This is a genomic window from Actinomadura barringtoniae (genome assembly GCF_017573505.1).
GTDB classification, from domain to species: Bacteria; Actinomycetota; Actinomycetes; order Streptosporangiales; family Streptosporangiaceae; genus Spirillospora; species Spirillospora barringtoniae.
The window spans coordinates 1-22,117 of record NZ_JAGEOJ010000030.1; the positions used below are offsets into that span (position 1 = coordinate 1).

Below are 22,117 nucleotides of genomic sequence, written 5' to 3' on the forward strand. Positions count from 1 at the left end.
GCCTGTCGTGCGGTGGCCTGTGTGCCTGTCGTGCGGTGGCCTGTGTGCCTGTCGTGCGGTGGCCCGTGTGCCTGTCGCGCGGCGGCCCGTCCGCCCGTCGTGCGGCGGCCCGTGCGCCCGTCGTGCGGCGGCCCGTGCGCCCGTCGGGCCATGCACCCGTCGTGCGGCGAGCCGTCCGCGCGGCGCGTGGTGAACCGTTCGTCCCGTCGGGCGGCGGGCGTGCGCGCGGCGGCGGCGCGAGGGTGATGATCAACAGGCGGTGATGGCTCGACCACGGGCTCCGGACTGGTAGCGTCCAGGCGCGTGGCAGAGGCAGTTGCGGTGGACGAACGCGCAGACGAGGAACCGGCGGGCCGTCCGCGATGGGTCCGGCGTCCGCCCGCGCCCGCGCTGCTGGTCGCCGCCGCCGCGGCGCTCTACAGCACCTACTCGCTGCTGCAGCTCTACACGTTCAAGGCCAGCACGTACGACCTGGTGATCTTCGACCAGGCGATCCGCTCGTACAGCCGCTTCGAGATGCCGCGCGCGATGGTCAAGAGCGTGCACAACGGGTTCGGGTCGGACTTCTCGATCCTCGGCGACCACTTCTCGCCGATCCTGGCGCTGCTGGCCCCGTTCTACTGGATCCACGACGGCCCGGCGACGCTGCTCATCGCGCAGGCGCTGCTGCTGGCGCTGGCGATCGTGCCGATCTGGCGCTACACGCGCCGCCACCTCGGCCGCGGCGCCGCCTACGGCGTGTCGATCGGCTACACGCTGTCGTGGCCGATCGCCGAGGCGCTGGACTTCGACTTCCACGAGGTCGCGTTCGTACCGCTGCTGACCGCGCTCATGGTGGAACGGTATGACGCCGGCAAGCGCCGCCAGGCGGCCATCGTCGCCGCGGCCCTCCTGCTGGTCAAGGAGGACATGGGCCTCCTGCTCGTCGGCTTCGGCCTCTACCTGCTCACCCGGCGCGGCGAACGGCGCTGGGGCGCGGGCTACATCGTGGTCGGCATGGTCGCGACCTGGCTGTGCTCCAAGGTGCTGATCACCGCCTTCGGCGGCGACGACGACTACTACTGGGCGTACGGCTCGCTCGGCTCGGACATGTCGAGCGCCGCCCGGCACGCGCTGACGCACCCGTGGGACGTGGTGACCGGCCTGCTGACCCCGTCCATCAAGGTCGGCACGATGGCCCTGCTCGTGGCCCCCCTGCTCCTCCTGCCCCTGGCGTCCCCGCTGACCCTGACCGTCCTCCCGCTGGTGGCCGAACGGATGCTGGCCGACCGCGCCAACTGGTGGGAGCCGCGCTACCACTACAACGCGTTCCTGATCGCGGTCCTGCTCATGGCCGCGGTCGACGGCTCGGTCCGGCTTCGCCGCGTTCTGGCCCCGCAGCTCGCCAAAGCCCGCGCCCGTCTCCCCGAACGCGTTCGAACTCATCTTCATCCTGGAATGCTCACCGGCGCAGGAATTGCAGCCGCCGCGTTGATCACTGTTCCGTACTTCTCGTTCAACGCCCTCGCCGACCCGAATCTGTGGCGGCGAAACGACCGGGCGCGCGCCGCTGCCGCCGCAGCAGCCCTCGTCCCCGACGACGCGCTGGTCGAGGCGGTCAACCCGATCGGCCCCGTCCTGTCGACCCGCGCCCGCGTTCTGCTGTGGGATCGGCGCCCCCGGAACGCCCCATGGGTGGTCGCCGACACCAGGCGCATCCAGTTCCCCTTCTGGGCCGTCGAGGAGCAGCGGCTCCGGGTGACGCAGCTCCAGGCGAGCGGCTACCGGACCCTCTTCGCCCGTGACGGCTACCTGGTCCTGCACCGGCCCGATTGAAGTCGTCCCAAAGTCCGATTGACATCGTGTTGACGGCGAGTAGACATCTGGGTTGAGAATAGTCAGATTGTGGAATAGGAACACCCCTGGACCCGGTGTCCAATAGCTTTCCGGGGAAAGTCCCAGGGGGCCCAAAGGCATATTCACCCTACCCTTTTCGCACTGTTTGGCCGATACTTGACGTAGGCCGCTACGGGTGCGGCGAAGTCCAGCCGAACCTGGGCTAACACTCAATGTGACCGCGTCCGGAGTGGCAGTGGGGCGGAGTCATGAGTGGACACGACGTGCGGGCGGTAATTGTTCCCCCTCCCGCATTCACCACGGCAAATAATTCACTGTTTCCGTTCGCCTCGAGAGGGGCGAATTCCGGCGGGGAGTCCTGACGTGGAGCCGGCCGTACAGCGCTGGGACACCTGCGGCAGGGCATGGATCGCCGTGCTCCGCCACGTATGGTCGGCCGGTGAGGCCGGCATGGAGGACCGCGGCCCCATCATCGAGGGCCCGCCCGTCCTCTTCGAGATCGCCTCACTGAGCTGGGAGGACCCGATCCTCCGCGAATACGGCGACCGCACCCGCATGGCCCGCTGGGCCCAGGACCAACCCCGCCTCTCCGTTCACCCCGAGTACGAAGAGCGCATGCGCGACCTGAACGGCGTCCACCAGCTCCACTGGGTCGCCGACCTCCTCCGCGCCCGCCCCTGGACCACCAGCGCGTGGATCTCCCTGGCCGTCCCCGGCGAACCCGGCGACACCATCCCGCCCCTGGCCGCCCTCTCGTTCCGCATCCGCGGCTACCGCCTGATCATGACCGCCATGTTCCGCTCCCAGAACGTCTACCGCGGCTACCTCGCCTACATCCCACTCCGCGCCATCCAACTCGAAGTAGCCGACGACCTAGGCCTCCCGCCCGGCCCCCTCCGCGTCTTCATCGACGTCCCCCACGTAGAGGTGGCCGACGCCAACGGCGTCGCCACCGTCCTGGCGGCTCTCCCCGAGCCCAACGCCGCCTGACCCCGGCCGGACCCGCATCCGGCCGGGGTCGTCCTTTGCCAAAGGCAAGGCCCTCGCCAGCGCTCGGACAGCCTCCCCGGGGCTCCCGCCCCGGACCCCAGGCTGGGGGCAAGCCCCCAGACCCCCACCCCTTGAAGTGGTGCGTCCCCTCCAAGCCAGCCAGAGGGCTAGTGCACGCAGAACTCGTTGCCCTCCGGGTCCGTCATGACCACCCACTCGCCGCCGGGCTCCTTCACGTGGTTCTGCACCTGTGCCCCGAGGCCACGGAGCCGTTCGACCTCAGCCTCCCGCTCACCCGCAGCCCCGTGCAGGTCGATGTGCAGCCGGTTCTTGCCAGCCTTAGTCTCCGACGACGGCACACGATTGAAGAGCAACCGACGCCCAAGCCCGGTCCCACTTTCCGCGTCATGCGGATCGTCGGGATGACGTACCGCTGCCGCGTCCCACCAGGCGCGCCGATCCCGATGATCGATGACGATCTCGGACGGCACGGCGCCCAGATCGAGGAGCTTGCCGATGAGGACGCTGTGATCCTCAACCTCATAGCCGAGCGCAGCGGCCCAGAAGTCGGCCTGAGCATGCGGATCGTTGGCGTCCACGACGAGCTTCCAATGCAAGGGCGTCATGCCCCACTTATAACCCCCGCCACCGACATAGCGCCCGCAGCCGAGGCACAGTGGCCCTCGCTCCGCTCGGACAGCCCTCCTTGGCGCTCCTTGCTGGCGACGCGGGCACGCTGTCCGGAGCGCCGGGCGGTGTGGGGGTGGGCGTGAATCGTCGAGGGACTCTTGATCAAGAGGGCCTAATATGTCAGGTTCCTCTGTCAGGTCCGCCATGCGAAGTGAGTCCCTCATGTTCAAGAAAGCCTGCCTGCCGGTCATGGTTGCAGTCTTGGGCGTTGTCGGATGTTCAGAGGAGGGCCAGGAGAAGACCGCGGCGGCTACAGCGAAGCCCGCGCCCCTGACCGCAAGTCCGGCGCAGGCAAGCACCTGTCATCCCAGTGACACGCACCAGGATCTTCCGCAGACGGCGCCGAGGCAGGTGTGGTGGAAGCGCTTCAGGGGGGTCGCGGTGCCGTTCTCGCCGGCGGTCGGGCCAATGGAGACCCAGGGGGACATCGCCCGCTGCTACGCGCACTCTCCGCGCGGGGCCCTGATCGCCGCGGTGCAGATCAGCGTGCGTCTCGATCGGTCGACAGGGTGGCAAGAGATTCTGGAGCAGCAGGCCGTGGCGGGCGAAGGCAAGGCGGCCTATGCGCGGGTCCGGCCTTCCCAACCTCTGGTAGCGGACAAGGACGCGGCACAGATCGCGGGCTTTCACGTTGTTTCCTACACGCCCCAGACCGCGGTCATCGGAACCGTGTCGCGGGACCCCGCGCGCGGGGCAGGGGTCCGCACAGCTCGGATCACGACCGTGAAGTGGGACGGCGACTGGAAGCTCGTACCAACCCCGAAGGGCTCCACGGGCTCGGCACCCCACGCCGTGAACTCGCTCTCCGGGTATGTCTTCTGGGGCGGCTTCTAGTTCCAACCCTTGGCGATCCGAGTCAGGCAGAGCATTGGCGTGTGCTCCTGGAGTCGGTTCCGGACCGCCTCCGGCAGGATGGTCAAGCCGGTTCGGTCAGTGGCCATCTGAGTCATGGCAAGGGGGAGCACTGTTCGTCCGGACGGTCCTGAAGCCACATCGCCCAGATGGTTTTGCCGCCGTGCGGACCTGGGTCGATGCCGAACTTGTCGGCCAGGTGGGAGGCGACCCACAGTCCTCGGCCGTCTTCGGCGTCAAGGTCCAGCTCCGCGGGAACCTCGGGGATGACATCCGAGGAATCCCGGACCTCCAAGCGGAACCATGGACCCTGAAGGCGGAGGACGACCTCTATCTCTGAGCCGGACGCAGCTTTCGAGCTGTTGGTGACCAGCTCGGTGACCGTTGTGGTCACGGGCAGCCTGAGGTGCGTGAGGCTCCAGTTTTCGAGCGCGTTCTCGGCGAGCTTGCGGGCTAGGCGGATCATCCTCATGTCCGCCGACAGGATGAGCCGACAACTCAGGCCATCCGGGCTGGGGACTGCGGGAAGCCTCATTCGTGTCCTTTACTGCTGGTGACTTCCTGCTTACTGAAGCGCGTCGGGTGCAGTATGAAGAGGAGCCTCAGGTGGGCCAGACGAGGCCCACACGCTGGCGCACACCTGGCCTGGAGACCCATGAGCAGACATGGCGGCGAGCGGATCGGGCCGTTGCTCCATGAGCTTCGTAAGGCGGCGCGGCTCTCTCAGGCGGCGCTGGCTGAGCACGTGAACGGGATCTCCGGGGCGACGCTCACACGGTGGGACATCTCCCGGTACGAGTGCGAACGGCGTGTGCCGGACGTTCATCTGCCCGCGCTCGCGGCCGCACTCGACGCAGACCTGAGGCGGCTTGAGGCCGCGTGTGAAGTCACGCGCGCGGACAGGCGTGGGGTTCAGGTGATTGCCCCTGCTGCACCGGCGGGCGTGATCGCTCTACAGTTCGCCGCAGATCCACAGGCGGGCGTTCACGGCTGGGAGCAGATCGCGGAGATGCTGCGCAGAGCTTTCGTGAAGCAGGGGGTCGCGGCAGCCGCGTTGCCCCTGCTCGGACTCGGGGAAGGGCGGAGAGTCACCCAAGCCCTTGATCTCATTGGGCACGATCGCGTGAGCTCGGTCGTCGGGAGCCTGAGTGAGTTGATCGAGCACTACTCCATGACCGTCTGCTCGCGGTCTCCTTCAGAGGTCTATGACGAGCTGCTGGTCGTTCGGGGCTACACGGGAGAGATCCTGAAGGACGCCGGGGTCCGGCGACGTACCGACCTCATCGTGGCGGCCGGATGGCTGTCCAGCCTGCTCGCCGTCGCCGCCTGCGACATGGGAGAACATTCGGCGGCACGGGTGTGGTGTGCGGATGCGCAGCGCAGCGGTCGCGAGGCCGGGCATCCGGAGATGGAGGCCTGGGCGACCTGGACCCGATCCATGATCGCGTTCTATCAGGGGCAGCCACGTCGGTCGATGGAATTCGCGTACCGGGGCCAGAAGCAGGCGTTGGTAGGGACGGTCGTGCATGCCAAGCTCGCCTCTCAGGAGATGCGGGCCGCGGCCTTGGCCGGCGACGAACACCGCATGACCGCCTCGCGCCGCCATGCCGCTACGGCGATCGCGAAGCTTCCAGACGATGCTGCGACGACCGGTGCGTTCTCCATCAACCTGGCAGAAGATCCGCCATATACAGCTACTTCGCTGATGCTGCTCGGCGAATACCGTGAGGCGGTCGGCGCCACCGACCGAGTGATCAGGAGTGTCTACCGGCCCGAGGCCAGGCAACGCGGCGAGCACCCGTCCGGATACGCGCGCTCCTTGCTGATCATGGGAATGGCGCGAGCCGGAGTCGGCGACCTCGACGAGGCGGTTTCCTCGGGCCACGCGGCCCTCGGTGGCTGCCGCCCGGCATGGCCGACCATGGCCCTCGCCGGAGACCTTGATCAGACACTTGAGAGGCGCTTCGGCGGAACGCGGCAGGCAGCCGAGTATCACGCGCGCTACCAGGAGGTTCTGGGCTCCACAGGTGTGGGCCACAACCAGATGTCCCGGGGCCGTTGATGACTGGTGAGCGACTGAGCGAGGAGCGCGTTCGCGAGCTGACGGCGTTCGTGGACATCGAGGCTCCGCCGCCCAGCGAGGAGCCGACGGCTCATGTGGTCTTCGGGACCAATCAGGTGCAGCCGATCGATCTTGTGGCTGAGCGGTATCACCAGGGCTTGGCCCCGCTGATCATCGCAACGGGCGGGGTCAACCGGCACACCGGCATTGTCGAGGGGCGCTGGTTCCATGAGCTCCTCAGCCTGCGCGGCGTGCCTGATCAGGCGATCCGGGTGGAGGACCGTTCCTCCGACACCGAGCAGAACGTGGAGTTCTCGCTCGCGTTCATTCGCGAGGCCCTGAGCAGCGGATTGGCCATCACCGCAGTCAGCAAGTGGTATCACCGGCGCACCCTTCACGCTCTGAAGACCCGGGTGCCGGAGATCGGGGCCTTCTATGGCCTGTCGTGGGAGCCCGTCTACGCGGGGAGGCTGGTGACCCGGGCTGAGTGGCCGCGGATACCTGACGGTGAGCGACGGGTCGTCCGCGAGTGGGACGAGGTGAGGCGCCGTGTCGCCGACGGGAGCCTCCAGCCTGTGCAGAAGCTCAATGGAGTCTGGAGCTGAGCTCGGCTGGGTGGTCGGGCTGGCCTTCTGGCCGCTGTCCTGGCGGAAGGGTTGAACCACTTCAAGGGGGTGGGGGTCTGGGGGCTTGCCCCCGGTTGGGGTTTGGGGCGGAGCCCCAAGGAAGGCTGTCCGAGCGGAGCGAGGGCCTTGCTCTTATGGGCGGACGGGGCCCGGGGGGTGCTGGGGGGCCACGGGAACGGTCCAGGGTAGCCGGACATGGGGCACAGATGCGCCTGTGAGGCCCTATTTACGGGCGAACGCGGATGTGTCTCCCGCCTCGTCGGTACCTCTCAGTAGGGGGACTAGACTTGGCGCAAGCGGGGGCACGACGGGGTGGACTCGCAACCTCACCTGCACACATCCTCTTTCGAAGGACTGTTCCCTTGAGCAAGCCTGTCGTCCTCGTCGCAGAAGAACTCTCCCCGGCCGGCATCGCCGTACTCGAATCCGACTTCGAGGTCCGCCACGCGGACGGCGCCGACCGCGAGAAGCTGCTCCAGGCCGTCGCCGACGTCGACGCGCTGATCGTACGGAGCGCCACCAAGGTCACCGCCGAGGTCTTCCAGCACGCCAAGAAGCTGCGCGTGGTCGCCCGCGCCGGCGTCGGGCTGGACAACGTCGACGTGGAGGCCGCCACCAAGGCCGGCGTCATGGTCGTGAACGCCCCGACCTCCAACATCGTCACCGCCGCCGAGCACGCGATCGCGCTGCTGCTGGCCACCGCCCGGAACGTTCCGCAGGGCCACTCGGCGCTGAAGCAGGGCGAGTGGAAGCGGTCCAAGTACACCGGCGTCGAGCTGCAGGGCAAGACGGTGGGCGTGCTCGGCCTCGGCCGCATCGGCGTGCTGGTCGCCCAGCGCCTGGCCGCGTTCGACATGAACGTCGTCGCCTACGACCCGTACGTGCAGGCCGCCCGCGCCGCGCAGCTCGGCGTGAAGCTGGTCACGCTGGACGAGCTGCTGCGCGAGAGTGACTTCATCACCGTTCACCTGCCGAAGACGCCCGAGACCCTCGGCCTCATCGGCGACAAGGAACTGCACGAGGTCAAGCCGAGCGTGCGGATCGTGAACGCGGCACGCGGCGGCATCGTCGACGAGGCCGCTCTCGACCTGGCCGTCAAGGAGGGCCGCGTCGCCGGCGCCGGCATCGACGTGTTCAGCACCGAGCCGTGCACCGACAGCCCGCTGTTCCACCACGACAACGTCGTGGTCACCCCGCACCTGGGCGCCAGCACCCACGAGGCGCAGGAGAAGGCTGGCACGCAGGTCGCGCGCTCGGTCAAGCTCGCGCTGTCGGGTGAGTTCGTGCCGGACGCGGTGAACGTCCAGGGCGGCGCGGTCGCCGAGGACGTGAAGCCGGGGCTGCCGCTCGCCGAGAAGCTCGGCCGGATCTTCACCGCGCTGGCCGGCGGCGTGCCGGTACGGCTGGACGTGGTCGTCCGCGGCGAGATCACCGCGCACGACGTCAAGGTGCTGGAGCTCGCCGCGCTGAAGGGCGTCTTCGTGGACGTCATCGAGGAGGCGGTCACGTTCGTGAACGCCCCGCTGCTGGCCCGCGACCGCGGCGTCGAGGTCTCGCTCACGACCAGCGAGGACTCGCCCGACTGGCGGAACGTGGTCCAGGTGCGCGGCACGATGGCCGACGGCTCGGTCGTGTCGGTGTCCGGCACGCTGACCGGTCCGAAGCACGCCGAGCGGATCATCGAGATCAACGGCTACGCGATGGAGCTCGTCCCGACCGAGCACATGGCGTTCTTCGCCTACACCGACCGTCCCGGCATCGTCGGCGTGGTCGGGCGGCTCCTGGGCGACGCCACCGTCAACATCGCCGGCATGCAGGTCGGCCGTGACGCCAAGGGCGGCACGGCGCTGATCGCGCTGACGGTCGACTCGGCGATCCCGCCGCAGCTGGTGGACGACATCAAGGGCGCGATCGGCTCGGACATGGGCCGCCGCGTGGACCTGGTCTCCTAGGACTGCATCCGGTGTCTTGAGCGTCTGAACGTTTCTGACACCTGCGCTTTCAGGGCCGTGGCCCCGTGCTGACCGCACGGGGCCACGGCCGTTCATCGCCGCAGGTCGAGACCGTATGAGTCTCAGCATGTGAGAAGTTGCGCCACCGGTCGGGACGTTTGCGCTGACCAGAGGTAACGTGGCCAGGGTAATGCGGCGCTTCGTAGTGATCCTTCGCTGCCGCAGCGGGGCCTAGGGACAGGCCGGCCACCCGCTGCGGAGTGGGGTACTGGCCGTAAGCCCTGTTCTCAGCCGGACCGTGCGAACCACGGTCTCCCGGCGGCCCGGAACAGCAGCCATACGCGTACAACGGAGCGAAACCATGAACGAGACCTTCTCGGTCAAGCCCGCCGATGACTCCCAGGACGAGGCCTCGCGCGCCTTGCAGACGGCGATGGACCGCCGCGACAACGGCGGCCAGCCCAGCCGGTAGGCACCCGAGACCCGCCGCAGGCGGGCATCTCGCATGCGATCACCTCGCAGGCAGGCCCACAGACCCGCCCGCTCACGTGGACGTCCCGATCGATCGGGACGTCCACGTGAACTTTTTATGGGCCCCGGAGACCTTGACCGGCCACGGAAGGCATCCGGGGACATCCGGGGAGCACTCTCAGGCGCCGGGCGCCTCCTGCGTGGCCTCCTGAGACTCGTTCAGGGCGTCTAGGGCGTCTAGGGCGTCTTGGGCGTCCCGGGCGTCCAGGGCCAGGGCTATGGCGCCTACCAGGGAGGCGTCGCCGGCGAAGCGGGCCTGTTCCAGGCGGGGCGGGAACGGGACGGCGGACTTCAGCAGGGCCTGCAGGCGGGGGAGCACGGACGTCTCGGCGGCCATTCCGCCGCCGAGGACGACCCGTTCGGGGTCCAGGGCTATGGCGAGGTTGGCGACGGCCATCCCGAGACGGTCGAGAGCCTCCTCCAGGAGTTCGGCGACCTCCGGGTCGTCCCGCATCTCGAACAGTTCGTGCGCGGCGACGTCCCGGCCGATCAGGTCGGAGCCGCGGCGGGCCAGGCCGCTGCCCGACACGTACTCCTCCAGGGGCGCGTGCCCGGCGGCGTAGGCGGGCTGGCCGGGCGAGGTCAGGACGTAGCCGATCTCGCCCGCCGCGCCGTTGGCGCCGCTGAGCACGCTGCCGCCCGCGACGATCCCGGCGCCGAGGCCCGTGCCCACGTTCACATAGAGGCCGGTGTCCACCCCGGACAGGCGCCCCCACCGGACCTCGGCGGCGGTGGCGGCGTTGACGTCGTTGTCGAGGTGGACCTGAACGCCCAGGCCGGACCGGAGCAGGCCGCGCAGCGGCAGTTCCTCCCAGCCCGGCACGTTGGGCGCCAGCACGACCCGTTCGCCCCGCACGACGCCGAACGTTGAGACGCCCACGGCGCTGAGCGGGCCGGCGCCGGTCTCGGCGACCAGGTCGTGCGCGGCGGCGACCGCGCGGCGCACGACCGTCGGGGCGCCGTCGCGGGCCCTGGTCTCCAGGCGGGTACGGCGCAGGATGCGCCCGGACTCGGTGGCGGTGGCCAGGGCGATCTTCGTACCGCCGAAGTCGATGCCGAGGACGACGCTCACCGGGCGACGCCGCCCGGCCGGGCGCGGCGGGTCACCGAGTCGATCGCGACCGCCAGCGCGAGCACCCCGGCCGTCACCATGAACCGGACCGAGGAGTTCACGTTGAGCAGCAGCATGCCGTTGGTGACCGACTGGATGACCAGGATGCCGAGCAGCGCCGCGTAGGTGCGGCCGCGGCCGCCGAACAGGCTGGTCCCGCCGATCACCGCGGCGGCGATCGCGTTCAGCAGGATGTCGCTGCCGCCCGAACTCTGGTTGACCGCCGACAGCCGGCTGGCCGCCAGGATCCCGCCCGCGCCCGCCAGCAGCGAGGCCGCGACGAACGCCAGGATGCGGATCCGCGTGACGCTGATCCCGGCGCGGCGGGCCGCCTCGACGCTGCCGCCGACCGCGTAGATCCAGCGGCCGACGACGGTGTGGCGCAGGAGCAGGTCGAGGATCACCACGAGCGAGCCGAAGATGACCAGGGTGAGCGGTACGCCGCGGTCCCCGTTCAGCACCGCCACGGCGGCGGCGAGGATCACCGCGAGCACCCCGGCGCGCAGCAGCGGCCAGTACACCGAGGCGACCGGCAGGTCGGCCTGGGCGCGGGCGCGGCGGGTGAGCAGGGACGAGCCGAGGAACACCGCGACGATGACCACGACCGCGAGCCAGCTCAGCCACGCGGGCAGCCAGGTGTCGCTCAGCTTGGCGATGGAGCCGTCGAACGGCAGGTTGATCGTTCCCTCGTCGCCGAGCAGGTAGAGCAGCAGGCCCTGCCAGCCGATCAGCCCCGCCAGCGTGACGACGAACGACGGCATGCCGAGCATCGTGAACATCAGCCCGTGCAGCAGCCCGACGAGCGCGACCGCGCCGAGCGCCAGCAGCACCGCCGGCCCGGCGGGCACGCCGTGCTTGACGTACAGCAGCGTCATGACCACGCCGCACAGGCCGCTGACCGAGCCGACCGACAGGTCGATCTCGCCGAGCAGCAGCACCATCACGACGCCGAGCGCGATCGTGCCGGTGGCGGCCATCTGCAGCGCGAGGTTGGTGAGGTTCTCGGCCGACAGGAAGTGCTCGTTCAGCGACCCGAACACGATCGCGATGACGACGAGCCCGGCGACGACCGGCAGCGCGCCCGGCTCGCCGCCGCGCAGCCGCCCGGTCAGCTCCGACAGCCGGTCGCGCAGCTCACGCGACGCGCTCTCACTCCCGCCCTTGTCGTTGCTCTTGGTCGTGGACACGGTGGTCATGCCGCCGCCTCCGCTCCGGTGATCGCCGCCACGACGGCCTCCTGGGAGGTGTCGGCGGTACGGAAGTCGCCCGCGTTCCGGCCCAGCCGCAGGACCACGATCCGGTCGCTGACGGCGCGGACGTCGGCGAGATTGTGCGAGATGACCATCACGGCGTGGCCGCGGTCGCGCAGCCGCCGGATGAGGTCGAGCACCTGCGCGGTCTGCTCGACGCCGAGCGCCGCCGTCGGCTCGTCCAGCAGCACCACCCGCGGCTCGCCGATGAGCGCGCGGGTGATCGCGACTGACTGGCGCTGGCCTCCCGACAGGGCCGCGACGGGGGCGTGGATGTCGCGGATCCGCACGTCGAGGGAGGCCAGCAGGTCACGGGTGGCGCGTTCCATCCGGAGCGGCCGCAGCAGGCCCCATCGGTTGCGCTCCGAGCCGAGGAAGAGGTTGGCGACCACGTCGAGGTTCTCGCACAGCGCCAGGTCCTGGTAGACGGTCGAGATCCCGATCGCCTGCGCGTCGTGCGGCCGGGCGATGCGGACCGCGCGGCCGTCGAACGCCAGCTCGCCGGTGTCGGGGGAGATGACGCCGGAGATGGCCTTGACCAGGGTGGACTTGCCCGCCCCGTTGTCGCCGACCAGCGCCACGACCTCGCCCTCGGCCAGGTCCAGGCTCACGCCGTCGAGAGCCTGGACCGCGCCGTACCGCTTGGAGATCTCCCGCGCGGACAGAACGGGAGTGGCGGCGGGGGCGTTCCCCGCCTTGCTCGTGGTGCCGGCCGTCACTGGAGACCCGCGCTCTTGCAGGCGGCGGCCACCTCGCCGGTGCAGATCTTGTCGGCGGTGTAGAAGCCGTCCTTGATGATGGTGTCCTTGATCTTGTCCTTGGTGACGGCGGTGGGGGCGAGCATGTACGCCGGGATGTCGGCGGTGCCGTTGTTCACCTTGGTCGGCGCGGTCGGCTTGTCGCCCTTGACCAGCGCGACGGCCAGCTCGGCCGACTGGTAGGCCTGCGCCCTGATGTTGAGGTAGACGGTCATGTTCTGCTCGCCGGTGAGGATCCGCTGTACGGCGGCGAGCTCGGCGTCCTGCCCGGTGATGGGCGGCAGCTGCTTGTAGCCCGCGCGCTTCATCGCCGCGATCGCGCCGCCCGCCATGCCGTCGTTGGCCGACAGCACGCCGACGATCTGGTCGCGGCCGAGCGCGGTGATGGACTGCTCCATCTCCTGCTGCGCCTTGTCGGGGCTCCAGTCGGGGGTGTCGAACTCGCGGCCGATCTGGACCTTGCCGTCCAGTACCTGGTGCGCGCCCTTCTTGTAGTCGCCCGAGCTCGGGTCGGTGAGCGCGCCGTTCAGCATGACGATCTTGCCCTTGGCGGTGGTGCCGCGCTGGTTAAGCGCGTCCAGCAGCGCCTGGCCCTGCATCTGGCCGACCCGCACGTTGTCGAACGAGACGAAGTAGGCGTAGCCGATGCCGGTGATGAGCCGGTCGTAGGCGATGACCGGGATCTTCTTCTGCCGCGCCTGGTTGACCAGCGGCGCGACCGCCTTGGCGTCGACGGCGTCCAGCGCGATGACGTCGGCGCCCTGGGTGAGGGCGCCCTCGACCTGGGACTGCTGCTTGTTCGGGTCCTGGTCGGCGTTGCCGTAGATGATCTTGCAGTCGGGGCAGAGCTGCTTGACCCGCTCCTGGAACAGCGGCCGGTCGAACGCCTCGTACCGCGTGGTCTTGGACTCGGGCAGGAAGAGCGCGATCGTCTTCCCCTTGCCGGACCCGGAGCCCTTGTCGTTCTTGTCGCCGGATCCACAACCGGCCGCGGCCCCGGCCGTCACGGCCAGCAGGGCGGCGGCCGCGGGAATCAGGAACCTCGTTCGATGCATCGGGCTTCCGCCTTTCGTGCGACCCCCGAACCAGGTCCCCGGCCGCGCGGGGCGGTGCGCGGCCGGGGTTTAGGATGAAAGTAAGGGAGTCTTCCTAACAAATACAAGGCCCATGAAGTCCTCGAAGCCGGAACGTGATATGCCACTGTCGAGGTAGTGGATGCGGGGGTAGGCAAGTGACGATCGGGACGGGCACGGGCGGCAACGGGAAGCCCATCGCGAGCACGACGAGCGTGCTGCGGGTGATGAACGAGCGCGCCGTTTACGAACGGATCCGGTTGGACGGGCCGATCTCGCGCCCCGAGGTGGCACAGGCGACCGGGCTGTCCAAGCCGACCGTCTCGCTCGCCCTCGCCGACCTTGAGCGAACCGGCCTGGTCCGGACCGTGGGCCACCGAACCGGCAACGCGGGCCGCGCGGCGATGCTGTACGAGATCCATCCGACGGCGGGCCGCGTGATCGGCATCGATGTCGGCCGGGAGTGGGTGCGCGCCGCGATGTCGGGCCTGGACGGCAAGCCGGTCGTACGGCGTGACGTGCGCTCGCAGGCGCGCAGCGCGTCCGCGCTCATCGACCAGCTCGCGGGGCTCGTCGACGAGTTGTCGGCGGAGGCCGGGATCGCGCCCGGCGAGGTCACCTACATCGTCCTCGGGACGCCAGGTGTGCACGACGCCGAGAACAACCGGTTGCTGCTCGCACCCAACCTGCCCGGCTGGCAGCGGCCCGGTGTGACTCTCGAGCTGGCCGAACGGCTGCCCGCGCCGTGCCTGATCGAGAACGACATCTCGCTCGCGGCGCTGGGGGAGCAGGCGCACGGGCTCGGCGCCGAGGTCGACAATTTCGTGTTCCTGTCGATCGGCACGGGCATAGGCATGGGCATCGTGCTCGACGGACGGCTCTACCGGGGTGCGCGCGGCGCCGCGGGCGAGGTCGCGTTCCTCCCGGTCGGCGAGACCGACCCGCTGACGCGCTCCCCGGAGGCCAAGCGGCACGGGATGCTGGAGAGCGTGCTGTCGGCGGCCGGGCTGGTCGCGACCGCGAGCCGGTTCGGGATGCCGGGCCGCCTGACGGTGAAGAAGGTGTACGACGCGGCGCGCGCCGGCGACCCGATCGCGCTGGAGGCCGTTCAGTACGAGGCGGGCAACATCTCGCGCGCGCTCGCCAGCGTCATCGCCCTGCTCGACCCGCAGCTGATCGTGATCGGCGGCGGCCTCGGGCGGCACGGCGTGGACGTGCTGCTGGACGCCGTGCGCGAGCGCCTGGCCGACATGACGCCGCTCGACCCGCCGCCGATCCGGCCCTCGGCGCTCGCCGAGGAGGCCACCGTGGTCGGCGCGCTCGCGGTCGGGCTCGCGACCGCGCTGGACATCGTCTTCAACCGCGCCGTCGCCGAACCGGCGGTCGGGTGATGGCGGGCGCCGTCCACTGCCTGGCCGAGGCGGCGGCGCTCGGGCCGTTCTTCGAGATCGTCACCGACCCGGCCGAGGAGTGCGACCCGACCTGGCGCCCGCTGCCGGAGAACGATCCGGACCGGCTGCTCGGCCTGATCGACTCCTACGCCGAACGCCTGGGCACGGGCGAGCGTCGAGTCGCCGCGTCGATCCTCTTCCAGGGACTGGCCTCACGCCTGTGGTCGCCCGTCGTGGTCGCGGCCGCGCTCGGCGTCGTACCTGACCTGAGCTCGCTGCACTGGCGCTGGGCCCCGGGCGCGCCGATCGCCCTCTGGCTCGCCGAGCCTTCCGCGCTCAGCGGATCAGCGGCGGAGGCCGTTCATGCGACGGTCGTCGAAGGCCAGTTGCGGCCGTTGCGCGCCGCGATGCTGGAGGCCGTACGGCTGGCGGACGGGCTGATCTGGGGGAACGCGGCGTCCGCGCTGGTAGGGGCGCTGTATGCCGGAAGGCTGCGGTCTGATCTGGCGCCGCGCCTGAACGCTCTCGTACGGGACCTGCTGGCGCGCGAGCCGTTCATCGACAGCGGCTCGTTCGATGCCCAAGGCGCCTTCGTGAGGCGGAGCTGCTGCCTCTATTACAAGGTGCCTCCCGGCGGCGGGATGTGCGGCGACTGTGCGCTCCTTCCCCGTCCCTAGAGGTGGGGTGTGCGAGACGAGGGGTCCGGAATATGAGATGGATGCTCAAGAGCTGAGACGTTGGGGGTAGAGTGCCCGCATGGTTTCCCGCAACGTTCGCCTGGCCGTCATCGCCGGTGACGGCATCGGCCCCGAGGTCGTCGCCGAGGGGCTGAAGGTCCTCGAGGCCATCGCCCCCGCGTCCGGCCTCAGCTTCGAGCAGACCCCGTACGACCTCGGCGCCGCCCGCTGGCACCGGACCGGCGAGGTGCTGCCCGACTCGGTGCTGGACGAACTGCGCGGTCACGAGGCCATCCTGCTCGGCGCCATCGGCGACCCGACCGTCCCGAGCGGCACTCTGGAGCGCGGGCTGCTGCTGCGGATGCGCTTCGAGCTCGACCAGTACGTCAACCTGCGGCCGGTGAAGCTCCTCCCGGGCGCCTCCACACCGCTGGCGAACGTTCAGCCCGAGGACATCGACATGATCGTCGTCCGCGAGGGCACCGAGGGCCCGTACGCGGGCGTCGGCGGGGTGCTGCGCAAGGGCACCCCGCACGAGGTCGCCACCCAGGAGAGCGTCAACACCGCCCTCGGCGTCGAGCGGATCATCCGCTACGCGTTCGAGCAGGCCGCGGCCCGCCCGCGCAAGAAGCTGACGCTCGTCCACAAGGACAACGTGCTGACCTTCGCCGCCGGGCTCTACCAGCGCTACCTGAAGGAGCTCTCGGCCGAGTTCCCGCAGGTCGAGGTCGACTACAGCCACGTCGACGCGGCCACCATGTTCTTCGTCAACCAGCCGCGGCGCTACGACGTGATCGTCACCGACAACCTGTTCGGCGACATCATCACCGACCTCGGCGCCGCCGTCGCCGGCGGCATCGGCCTCGCCGCCTCCGGCAACATCAACCCGACCGGCGCCGCGCCGTCGATGTTCGAGCCGGTGCACGGCAGCGCCCCCGACATCGCGGGCCAGGGCAAGGCCGATCCGACCGCTACGATCCTGTCCGTCGTCATGCTGCTGGACCACCTCGGTGCCGCCGAGGCCGCGCGGCGCGTCGAGCAGGCCGTCGCCGACGACCTTCTCGAGCGCCCGGGCCTGGGCGCCCGGTCGACCGCGCAGATCGGCGACGCGATCGCGAAGCGAGTATCCGGCTAGGGGCGCGCCTCTCTGACCAAGATCAGAGCGAACTCCGGGCGTGCCTCGCGGGCGTGCCCGGTTTTTGCTGTGCGCGCACCGTGATCGGAGGAGTGGGCTGGACGAAGTAGACAATGGGGATGAAGGATGCCGTTCGGCAACGGGGCCGAGGCGGCGATCCGGGAGAGGACCGAGACGATGAGCAGCACCCTTGACTTCGAGATCACCCTTACCGAGCGGCCGACACCGGCCGCCGACCGGGAGGCGATCCTGGCCGACCCCGGGTGGGGGATGCACTTCACGGATCACATGATCACGATCCGTTACCAGGAGGGGAAGGGCTGGTACGACGCCCGTCTGGAACCGTACGGCCCGATCCCCATGGACCCGGCCAGCCAGGTGCTGCACTACTCGCAGGAGCTGTTCGAGGGGCTGAAGGCCTACCGGCAGGCCGACGGGTCGATCGTCACGTTCCGCCCGTACGCCAACGCCGCCCGCATGAACCGGTCCGCCCAGCGGATGGCGATGCCGCAGATCCCCGAGCAGCTGTTCGTGGACGCGCTGGAGCTGCTGGTCGGCACGGACAAGGACTGGGTCCCCGGCAAGGAGGGCCAGAGCCTTTACCTGCGGCCCTTCATGTTCGCCACGACCCGTGCCCTCGGCGTCAACCGGCCCGCCGACGAGTTCCTCTTCATGGTCATCGCGTCCCCGTCCGGCCTCTACTACCCGCGCGGCATCAAGCCGGTCTCGGTCTGGCTGTCGCAGGACTACGTCCGGGCGGCCCCCGGCGGCACCGGCGAGGCCAAGACCGGCGGCAACTACGCCGCCTCGTTCGCCGGGCAGGCCGAGGCCGTCGCCAACGGCTGCGACCAGGTCGTCTGGCTTGACGCCCACGAGCACCGCTGGGTGGAGGAGGTCGGGTCGATGAACCTGATCTTCGTCTACGGCGAGGGCTCCAGCGCGCGGCTCCTCACGCCCGCGCTGAACGGCGCCCTGCTCGCCGGAATCACCCGCGACTCGATGCTGAAGCTCGCCCCCGACCTGGGCATCCCGGTCGAGGAGGGCAAGATCAGCATCGAGGAGTGGCAGGAGGGCTGCGAGAGCGGCGCGATCTCCGAGGTCTTCGGCTGCGGCACCGCCGCGATCATCAGCCCGGTCGGCCGCGCCAAGGGCACCGACCGCGAGTGGACCATCGGCACCGGCGAGCCAGGCCCGGTCTCGATGCGCCTGCGCGAGGAGCTGATCGGCATCCAGTACGGCACCAAGCCCGACCCGTACGGCTGGGTCCACAAGATCGTGTAGTTCCGTCCGGGCCTTCCCGAACCGCCATGTGAGCGGGCATCCGTCTCGTTATTTGAGATAGATGTCCGCTCCTTGTCGTCCGTGTGGCATGCTTGCCTGCATCATGCGCTACAGCCTCGTAATTATCGGCTGGCGCGCCGGCAGCTAACAGGACATCGCCGGCGCGCAGACCTCTCACGTCCGTGAGGGGTTTTTTGCTTTCCAGGGGCAGTTTTCTCAAGGCCCCGGCGCCGACCAGACCCTGAAGGGGATTTCGATGCAGGGCGACGGTTTTCACGTCTACGACACCACGCTCCGCGACGGCTCGCAGCAGGAGGGGCTCAACCTCTCCGTCGCGGACAAGCTCGTCGTCGCGCGCCACCTCGACGAGCTCGGGGTCGGCTTCATCGAGGGCGGCTGGCCCGGCGCCAACCCCAAGGACACCGAGTTCTTCCGGCGGGCTCAGACCGAGCTCGACCTGAAGCACGCGCAGCTCACCGCGTTCGGCGCGACCCGCCGTGCCGGTGTGCGGGCCGCCGACGATCCCCAGGTGGCCGCCCTGCGCGACTCCGGCGCACCGGTCGTGACCCTTGTCGCCAAGAGTCACGACCGGCACGTCGAGCTGGCCCTCCGCACGACGCTCGACGAGAACCTCGCGATGATCCGCGACACGGTCTCTCACCTGCGAGCGGAGGGCCAACGAGTCTTCCTCGACGCCGAGCACTTCTTCGACGGCTACCACGCCAACCGCGCGTACGCGCTGGAGGTCGTGCGCACCGCCGCCGAGGCCGGCGCCGACGTGATCGCCCTGTGCGACACCAACGGCGGGATGCTGCCGGACGAGCTCGCCGACGTGGTCCACGAGGTGGTCGGGGTCGGCGCGCGCGTCGGCATCCACTGCCACGACGACTCCGGCTGCGCCGTCGCCAACTCCCTGGCCGCCGTACGGGCCGGAGCCACGCACGTCCAGGGCTGCGCGAACGGCTATGGCGAGCGTTCGGGCAACGCCAACCTCTTCACGGTGATCGGCAACCTGCAGCTGAAGCGCGGCATGCAACTGGTATCGGACGGCCAGCTCGCCGAGATGACCCGCATCGCGCACGCGGTGTCGGAGGTCACCAACGTCACGCCGAGCAGCCAGCAGCCCTACGTCGGGCTGTCGGCGTTCGCCCACAAGGCCGGTCTGCACGCGTCCGCCGTCAAGGTGGACCCCGACCTCTACCAGCACATCGACCCCGCGACGGTCGGCAATGACATGCGCATGCTGGTCTCCAGCATGGCCGGGCGCGCCTCGGTGGAGCTGAAGGGCCGCGAGCTGGGCTACGACCTGTCTGGCGAGAAGGCCAAGGCCGTTGTGGACCGGGTCAAGGAGCTGGAGTCCACCGGCTACACCTTCGAGGCCGCCGACGCCTCGTTCGAGCTGCTGCTGCGCGAGGAGCTCACCGGCGTCCGGCAGCGCCACTTCGAGGTCGAGTCGTGGCGTTCCATCGTCGAGCGCCGCCCCGACGGCTCCATGGTCAGCGAGGCCACGGTCAAGCTGCACGCCAAGGGGGAGCGGATCATCGCCACGGGCGAGGGCAACGGCCCCGTCAACGCCCTGGACAACGCACTGCGCATCGCCCTCGGCAGGCTCTACCCCGAGCTCGCCCGCCTCGAGCTGGTCGACTACAAGGTCCGCATCCTGGAGGGCACGCACGGAACGCAGGCCCGTACCCGCGTGCTCATCGAGTCCAGCGACGGCGCCCGCGAATGGGGCACCGTCGGCGTCGAGGACAACGTCATCGCCGCGTCCTGGCAGGCCCTGGAGGAGGCCGTCACCTACTGCCTCCTCCACGCCGGCTACGAGGCTGTGTTGGATTAGCTTTCGCGGCTTCGGGCCCCAAGCCTGGCGGCTTGGGGCCCGAACCGCAAAAGCGCGAACGCGACACGGCTTCGCCGTCTTCGCCCGGTGGCTCGCCTTCGGCATCGCCCCCAGGCTCAGGTAGCGCGCTCGCGTGCGTGGCGCGCTTACTGCTTGGGCCGGGCGCTCTGGATGACCTCGAACGACCACAGTTCGGCGTTCATGGCGGCCGGCCCGCCGTGGCCATGCCCGTGACCGTGGCCCTGCCCGGAGGCCTCGGCGTCCTTGGCGGCCTGGGCGTGGCCGTGCTTGAACGCCTGGCTTTCGGTCCAGCGCTGGAAGTCCTCCTCGCTGCGCCAGCGGGTCATGACGAAGTAGCTGTCGGTGCCCTCGACCGGCCGCAGCAGGTCGAACGCCTCGAAGCCGTCGGCGGACTCCACCAGCCCGGCCCGGCCGGCGAAGCGCCGCTCCAGCTCCTCGCGCATCTCTTCACTGACGGTCAGCACATTGATCTTGATCACGGACATGCCGTCGATCCTAGTTACACGGCCCGGAGCGAGGACGACCCGCCCGCCAGATACATCCACGCGGTGAGCGCCGACTCCTTCACCCGGATCTCGACCGGCAGGTAGCAGGCCGGGTCGACGTAGCCGGGACCCTGCTGGATGACGGTCTCGTACACGAACGTGGAGGCGATGAAGCCGAGATCGGCGGTGGTCTCGGCGAGCCGGTCCTTCAGCACCGGCGCCTCCAGCAGCCGCGCCGCCTGGATGATCGAGGCGCCGGAGACGCCGCGCGCGTCCCTGGTCACCGGTCCCACGTGCAGCGCCGCACGCAGCTGGATCCGGGTCGCCGCGCTCGCGCGCCGGTTGTGCCGCCGCAGCCCCGCCGCCAGCCGCGCCAGCATCGGGTCGACGACCGAACGGGTCGGGGTGTCGGGCGGCACGACGATGAGCGCCCCGTCCCCGCGATCCTCCTGGTAGTAGTCGCTCTGCCGCAGCCCCGAGCCGGAGAACGCGTCCTGGAGCATCTCGTACATGCTCTCCCGGACGATCAGCCGGTCGTCGTCGTCCCGGTCGTGACCCCCGAACCCGGCGATGTCGGTCAGCAGAATCGAGCAGTTCCCGCCCGACCACTTGGGCACCTCAGGCCAGGCGGACCGTTCGGACCAGCCCGGCGCGATCGCCGCCTCCCAGCCCGGCGCCTGCGCGGTGGCGAGGAGCGGCGCCTCGGTGAGCCGGTCGTACACCTCCCGCTCCAGTACGCCCTGCACCCGCGGGTGGTCGGCGAGGAAGAGCAGGAAACTCTGCGCACGTACCTGCATGGCGCAGATCTCGGTCTCCGCCGTCACCATCGCCGACCGCGACCGCACGAGCATCACCGCCCGTTCCCCGACCAGGTCGCCCGGCCCGCGGAACGCGATGTCGCGGCTCCCGTCAGGCTCGTTCACCCACACCCGCGCCCAGCCGCTGATCAGCACGGTCACATGTTCGGCGGGCCTGCCCTCACGGCAGATCACCTCACCCCGATGAAACGCCACCGTCCGCGCCCGCCCCTCCAGCGACCGCTGCTCCCCACCGGTGAGCGCCTCCCAGAACGTAGGCCGGAACACCCCACCAGGCCGCTCATCCGGCCCCCGGTGCCATGAGATGCCGCGGCGGGGCAGACCGCCCCCATAGCCGGAGACCTCATGCGGGTCATGGTCGGTTGTCACATCCGGGCTTCGGCTCGGCCCCGGCCGAGACGTACCGACCGGCTCGAGCGCTGTCGCGGGCGCTTCCGGCCTGCGGTGCAACAGCAGCCGCAGCAGGGCTGTCAGCGGCCCGGTGAAAGCGACCTCGTCGCTGCTCTTGAGCGCCCGGATCTCCTCCACGGTGGTGGCCAGTGACCTGCCCTTCCTGGTCAGCGCGATCTGGTCGTAGGTGAACCCTGCGATCGGCACGGCGATCAGGGCCATCACGGCGGCGACCACACCGCGGACGCCGCCCACCAGGACGGATCCCGCGATCACCACCATCGAGAGGCCGACGACCACGATGGAGAGGCTCGGCCGGAGCCGGCGCCGGTCCTTCATCTCGCTCAC

Annotated in this window: 19 protein-coding genes; 11 read left to right on the forward strand and 8 right to left on the reverse strand. The window is 69.9% G+C overall.

The window, feature by feature from the left end; genetic code table 11:
• Window positions 1–303 precede the first annotated feature (303 nt).
• The gene (locus J4573_RS47895; RefSeq protein WP_208263113.1) at window positions 304–1,815 is read left to right on the forward strand and encodes a DUF2079 domain-containing protein; all 1,512 of its coding nucleotides are present in this window, start codon (window positions 304–306) and stop codon (window positions 1,813–1,815) included.
• A 384-nt stretch (window positions 1,816–2,199) separates the two neighbouring features.
• Window positions 2,200–2,826, forward strand: coding sequence for a thymidylate synthase family protein (locus J4573_RS47900; RefSeq protein WP_307797501.1), 627 nt, complete (start codon window positions 2,200–2,202; stop codon window positions 2,824–2,826).
• Window positions 2,827–2,993: 167 nt separating this feature from the next.
• Here the strand turns inward: J4573_RS47900 and J4573_RS47905 are convergent, their stop codons facing one another.
• A complete protein-coding gene (locus J4573_RS47905; protein ID WP_208263114.1) occupies window positions 2,994–3,452 on the reverse strand; it encodes a VOC family protein in 459 nt (152 codons plus the stop codon).
• Between the two features lie 226 nt (window positions 3,453–3,678).
• Here J4573_RS47905 and J4573_RS47910 point away from each other — a divergent pair, with 226 nt between their 5' ends.
• Window positions 3,679–4,350, forward strand: a complete 672-nt coding sequence (locus tag J4573_RS47910; protein WP_208263115.1) for a DUF8175 domain-containg protein — start codon at window positions 3,679–3,681, stop codon at window positions 4,348–4,350.
• 112 nt (window positions 4,351–4,462) lie between these two features.
• Here the strand turns inward: J4573_RS47910 and J4573_RS47915 are convergent, their stop codons facing one another.
• Window positions 4,463–4,840: an ATP-binding protein gene (locus J4573_RS47915; RefSeq protein ID WP_208263116.1), complete on the reverse strand. Its 378-nt coding sequence runs from the start codon at window positions 4,838–4,840 to the stop codon at window positions 4,463–4,465.
• 183 nt (window positions 4,841–5,023) lie between these two features.
• Here J4573_RS47915 and J4573_RS47920 point away from each other — a divergent pair, with 183 nt between their 5' ends.
• From J4573_RS47920 to serA, 3 genes are all read left to right on the forward strand, one after another.
• Window positions 5,024–6,430, forward strand: a complete 1,407-nt coding sequence (locus J4573_RS47920; protein ID WP_208263117.1) for a helix-turn-helix domain-containing protein — start codon at window positions 5,024–5,026, stop codon at window positions 6,428–6,430.
• Window positions 6,431–6,480: 50 nt separating this feature from the next.
• Window positions 6,481–7,035 carry a YdcF family protein gene (locus J4573_RS47925; protein ID WP_208263118.1) on the forward strand — a complete coding sequence of 185 codons (555 nt, stop codon included), beginning with the start codon at window positions 6,481–6,483 and terminating at the stop codon, window positions 7,033–7,035.
• Window positions 7,036–7,418: 383 nt separating this feature from the next.
• Entirely contained in the window at window positions 7,419–9,008 is a 1,590-nt protein-coding gene (gene serA / locus J4573_RS47930) for a phosphoglycerate dehydrogenase (RefSeq protein WP_208263119.1), read from the forward strand.
• A gap of 649 nt (window positions 9,009–9,657) precedes the next feature.
• Here the strand turns inward: serA and J4573_RS47935 are convergent.
• From J4573_RS47935 to J4573_RS47950, 4 genes are read right to left on the reverse strand one after another with little or no spacing between them, the layout of a single operon-like run.
• A complete protein-coding gene (locus J4573_RS47935) occupies window positions 9,658–10,611 on the reverse strand; it encodes an ROK family protein (RefSeq protein WP_208263120.1) in 954 nt (317 codons plus the stop codon).
• Complete coding sequence (locus J4573_RS47940) at window positions 10,608–11,846, reverse strand: sugar ABC transporter permease (protein WP_208263121.1); 1,239 nt, start codon at window positions 11,844–11,846, stop codon at window positions 10,608–10,610. Before J4573_RS47940 ends, J4573_RS47935 begins: the two co-directional genes overlap by 4 nt.
• Window positions 11,843–12,619, reverse strand: coding sequence for an ATP-binding cassette domain-containing protein (locus J4573_RS47945; RefSeq protein ID WP_208263122.1), 777 nt, complete (start codon window positions 12,617–12,619; stop codon window positions 11,843–11,845). Before J4573_RS47945 ends, J4573_RS47940 begins: the two co-directional genes overlap by 4 nt.
• A complete protein-coding gene (locus J4573_RS47950; RefSeq protein ID WP_208263123.1) occupies window positions 12,616–13,713 on the reverse strand; it encodes a sugar ABC transporter substrate-binding protein in 1,098 nt (365 codons plus the stop codon). The genes J4573_RS47945 and J4573_RS47950 overlap by 4 nt, the downstream gene beginning before the upstream one ends.
• A gap of 176 nt (window positions 13,714–13,889) precedes the next feature.
• Here J4573_RS47950 and J4573_RS47955 point away from each other — a divergent pair, with 176 nt between their 5' ends.
• The 5 genes from J4573_RS47955 (at window position 13,890) to cimA (ending at window position 20,055) form a co-directional block, all read left to right on the forward strand.
• Window positions 13,890–15,122 carry an ROK family transcriptional regulator gene (locus J4573_RS47955; protein ID WP_208263124.1) on the forward strand — a complete coding sequence of 411 codons (1,233 nt, stop codon included), beginning with the start codon at window positions 13,890–13,892 and terminating at the stop codon, window positions 15,120–15,122.
• A complete protein-coding gene (locus J4573_RS47960) occupies window positions 15,122–15,799 on the forward strand; it encodes a (2Fe-2S)-binding protein (RefSeq protein WP_208263125.1) in 678 nt (225 codons plus the stop codon). Before J4573_RS47955 ends, J4573_RS47960 begins: the two co-directional genes overlap by 1 nt.
• 79 nt (window positions 15,800–15,878) lie before the next feature.
• Window positions 15,879–16,934 (forward strand): 3-isopropylmalate dehydrogenase, encoded by a 1,056-nt coding sequence (locus J4573_RS47965; protein ID WP_208263126.1) that lies wholly within the window; start codon window positions 15,879–15,881, stop codon window positions 16,932–16,934.
• Window positions 16,935–17,111: 177 nt separating this feature from the next.
• On the forward strand, window positions 17,112–18,215 hold the full coding sequence (locus J4573_RS47970) for a branched-chain amino acid aminotransferase (protein WP_208263127.1): 1,104 nt from the start codon (window positions 17,112–17,114) through the stop codon (window positions 18,213–18,215).
• A gap of 256 nt (window positions 18,216–18,471) precedes the next feature.
• On the forward strand, window positions 18,472–20,055 hold the full coding sequence (gene cimA, locus J4573_RS47975) for a citramalate synthase (RefSeq protein ID WP_208263128.1): 1,584 nt from the start codon (window positions 18,472–18,474) through the stop codon (window positions 20,053–20,055).
• A 146-nt stretch (window positions 20,056–20,201) separates the two neighbouring features.
• On the opposite strand, the gene J4573_RS47980 is transcribed toward cimA, so the two are convergent.
• Entirely contained in the window at window positions 20,202–20,561 is a 360-nt protein-coding gene (locus tag J4573_RS47980) for an antibiotic biosynthesis monooxygenase family protein (protein ID WP_208263129.1), read from the reverse strand.
• A gap of 14 nt (window positions 20,562–20,575) precedes the next feature.
• Entirely contained in the window at window positions 20,576–22,108 is a 1,533-nt protein-coding gene (locus tag J4573_RS47985) for a Crp/Fnr family transcriptional regulator (RefSeq protein WP_243774790.1), read from the reverse strand.
• Window positions 22,109–22,117: the final 9 nt, after the last annotated feature.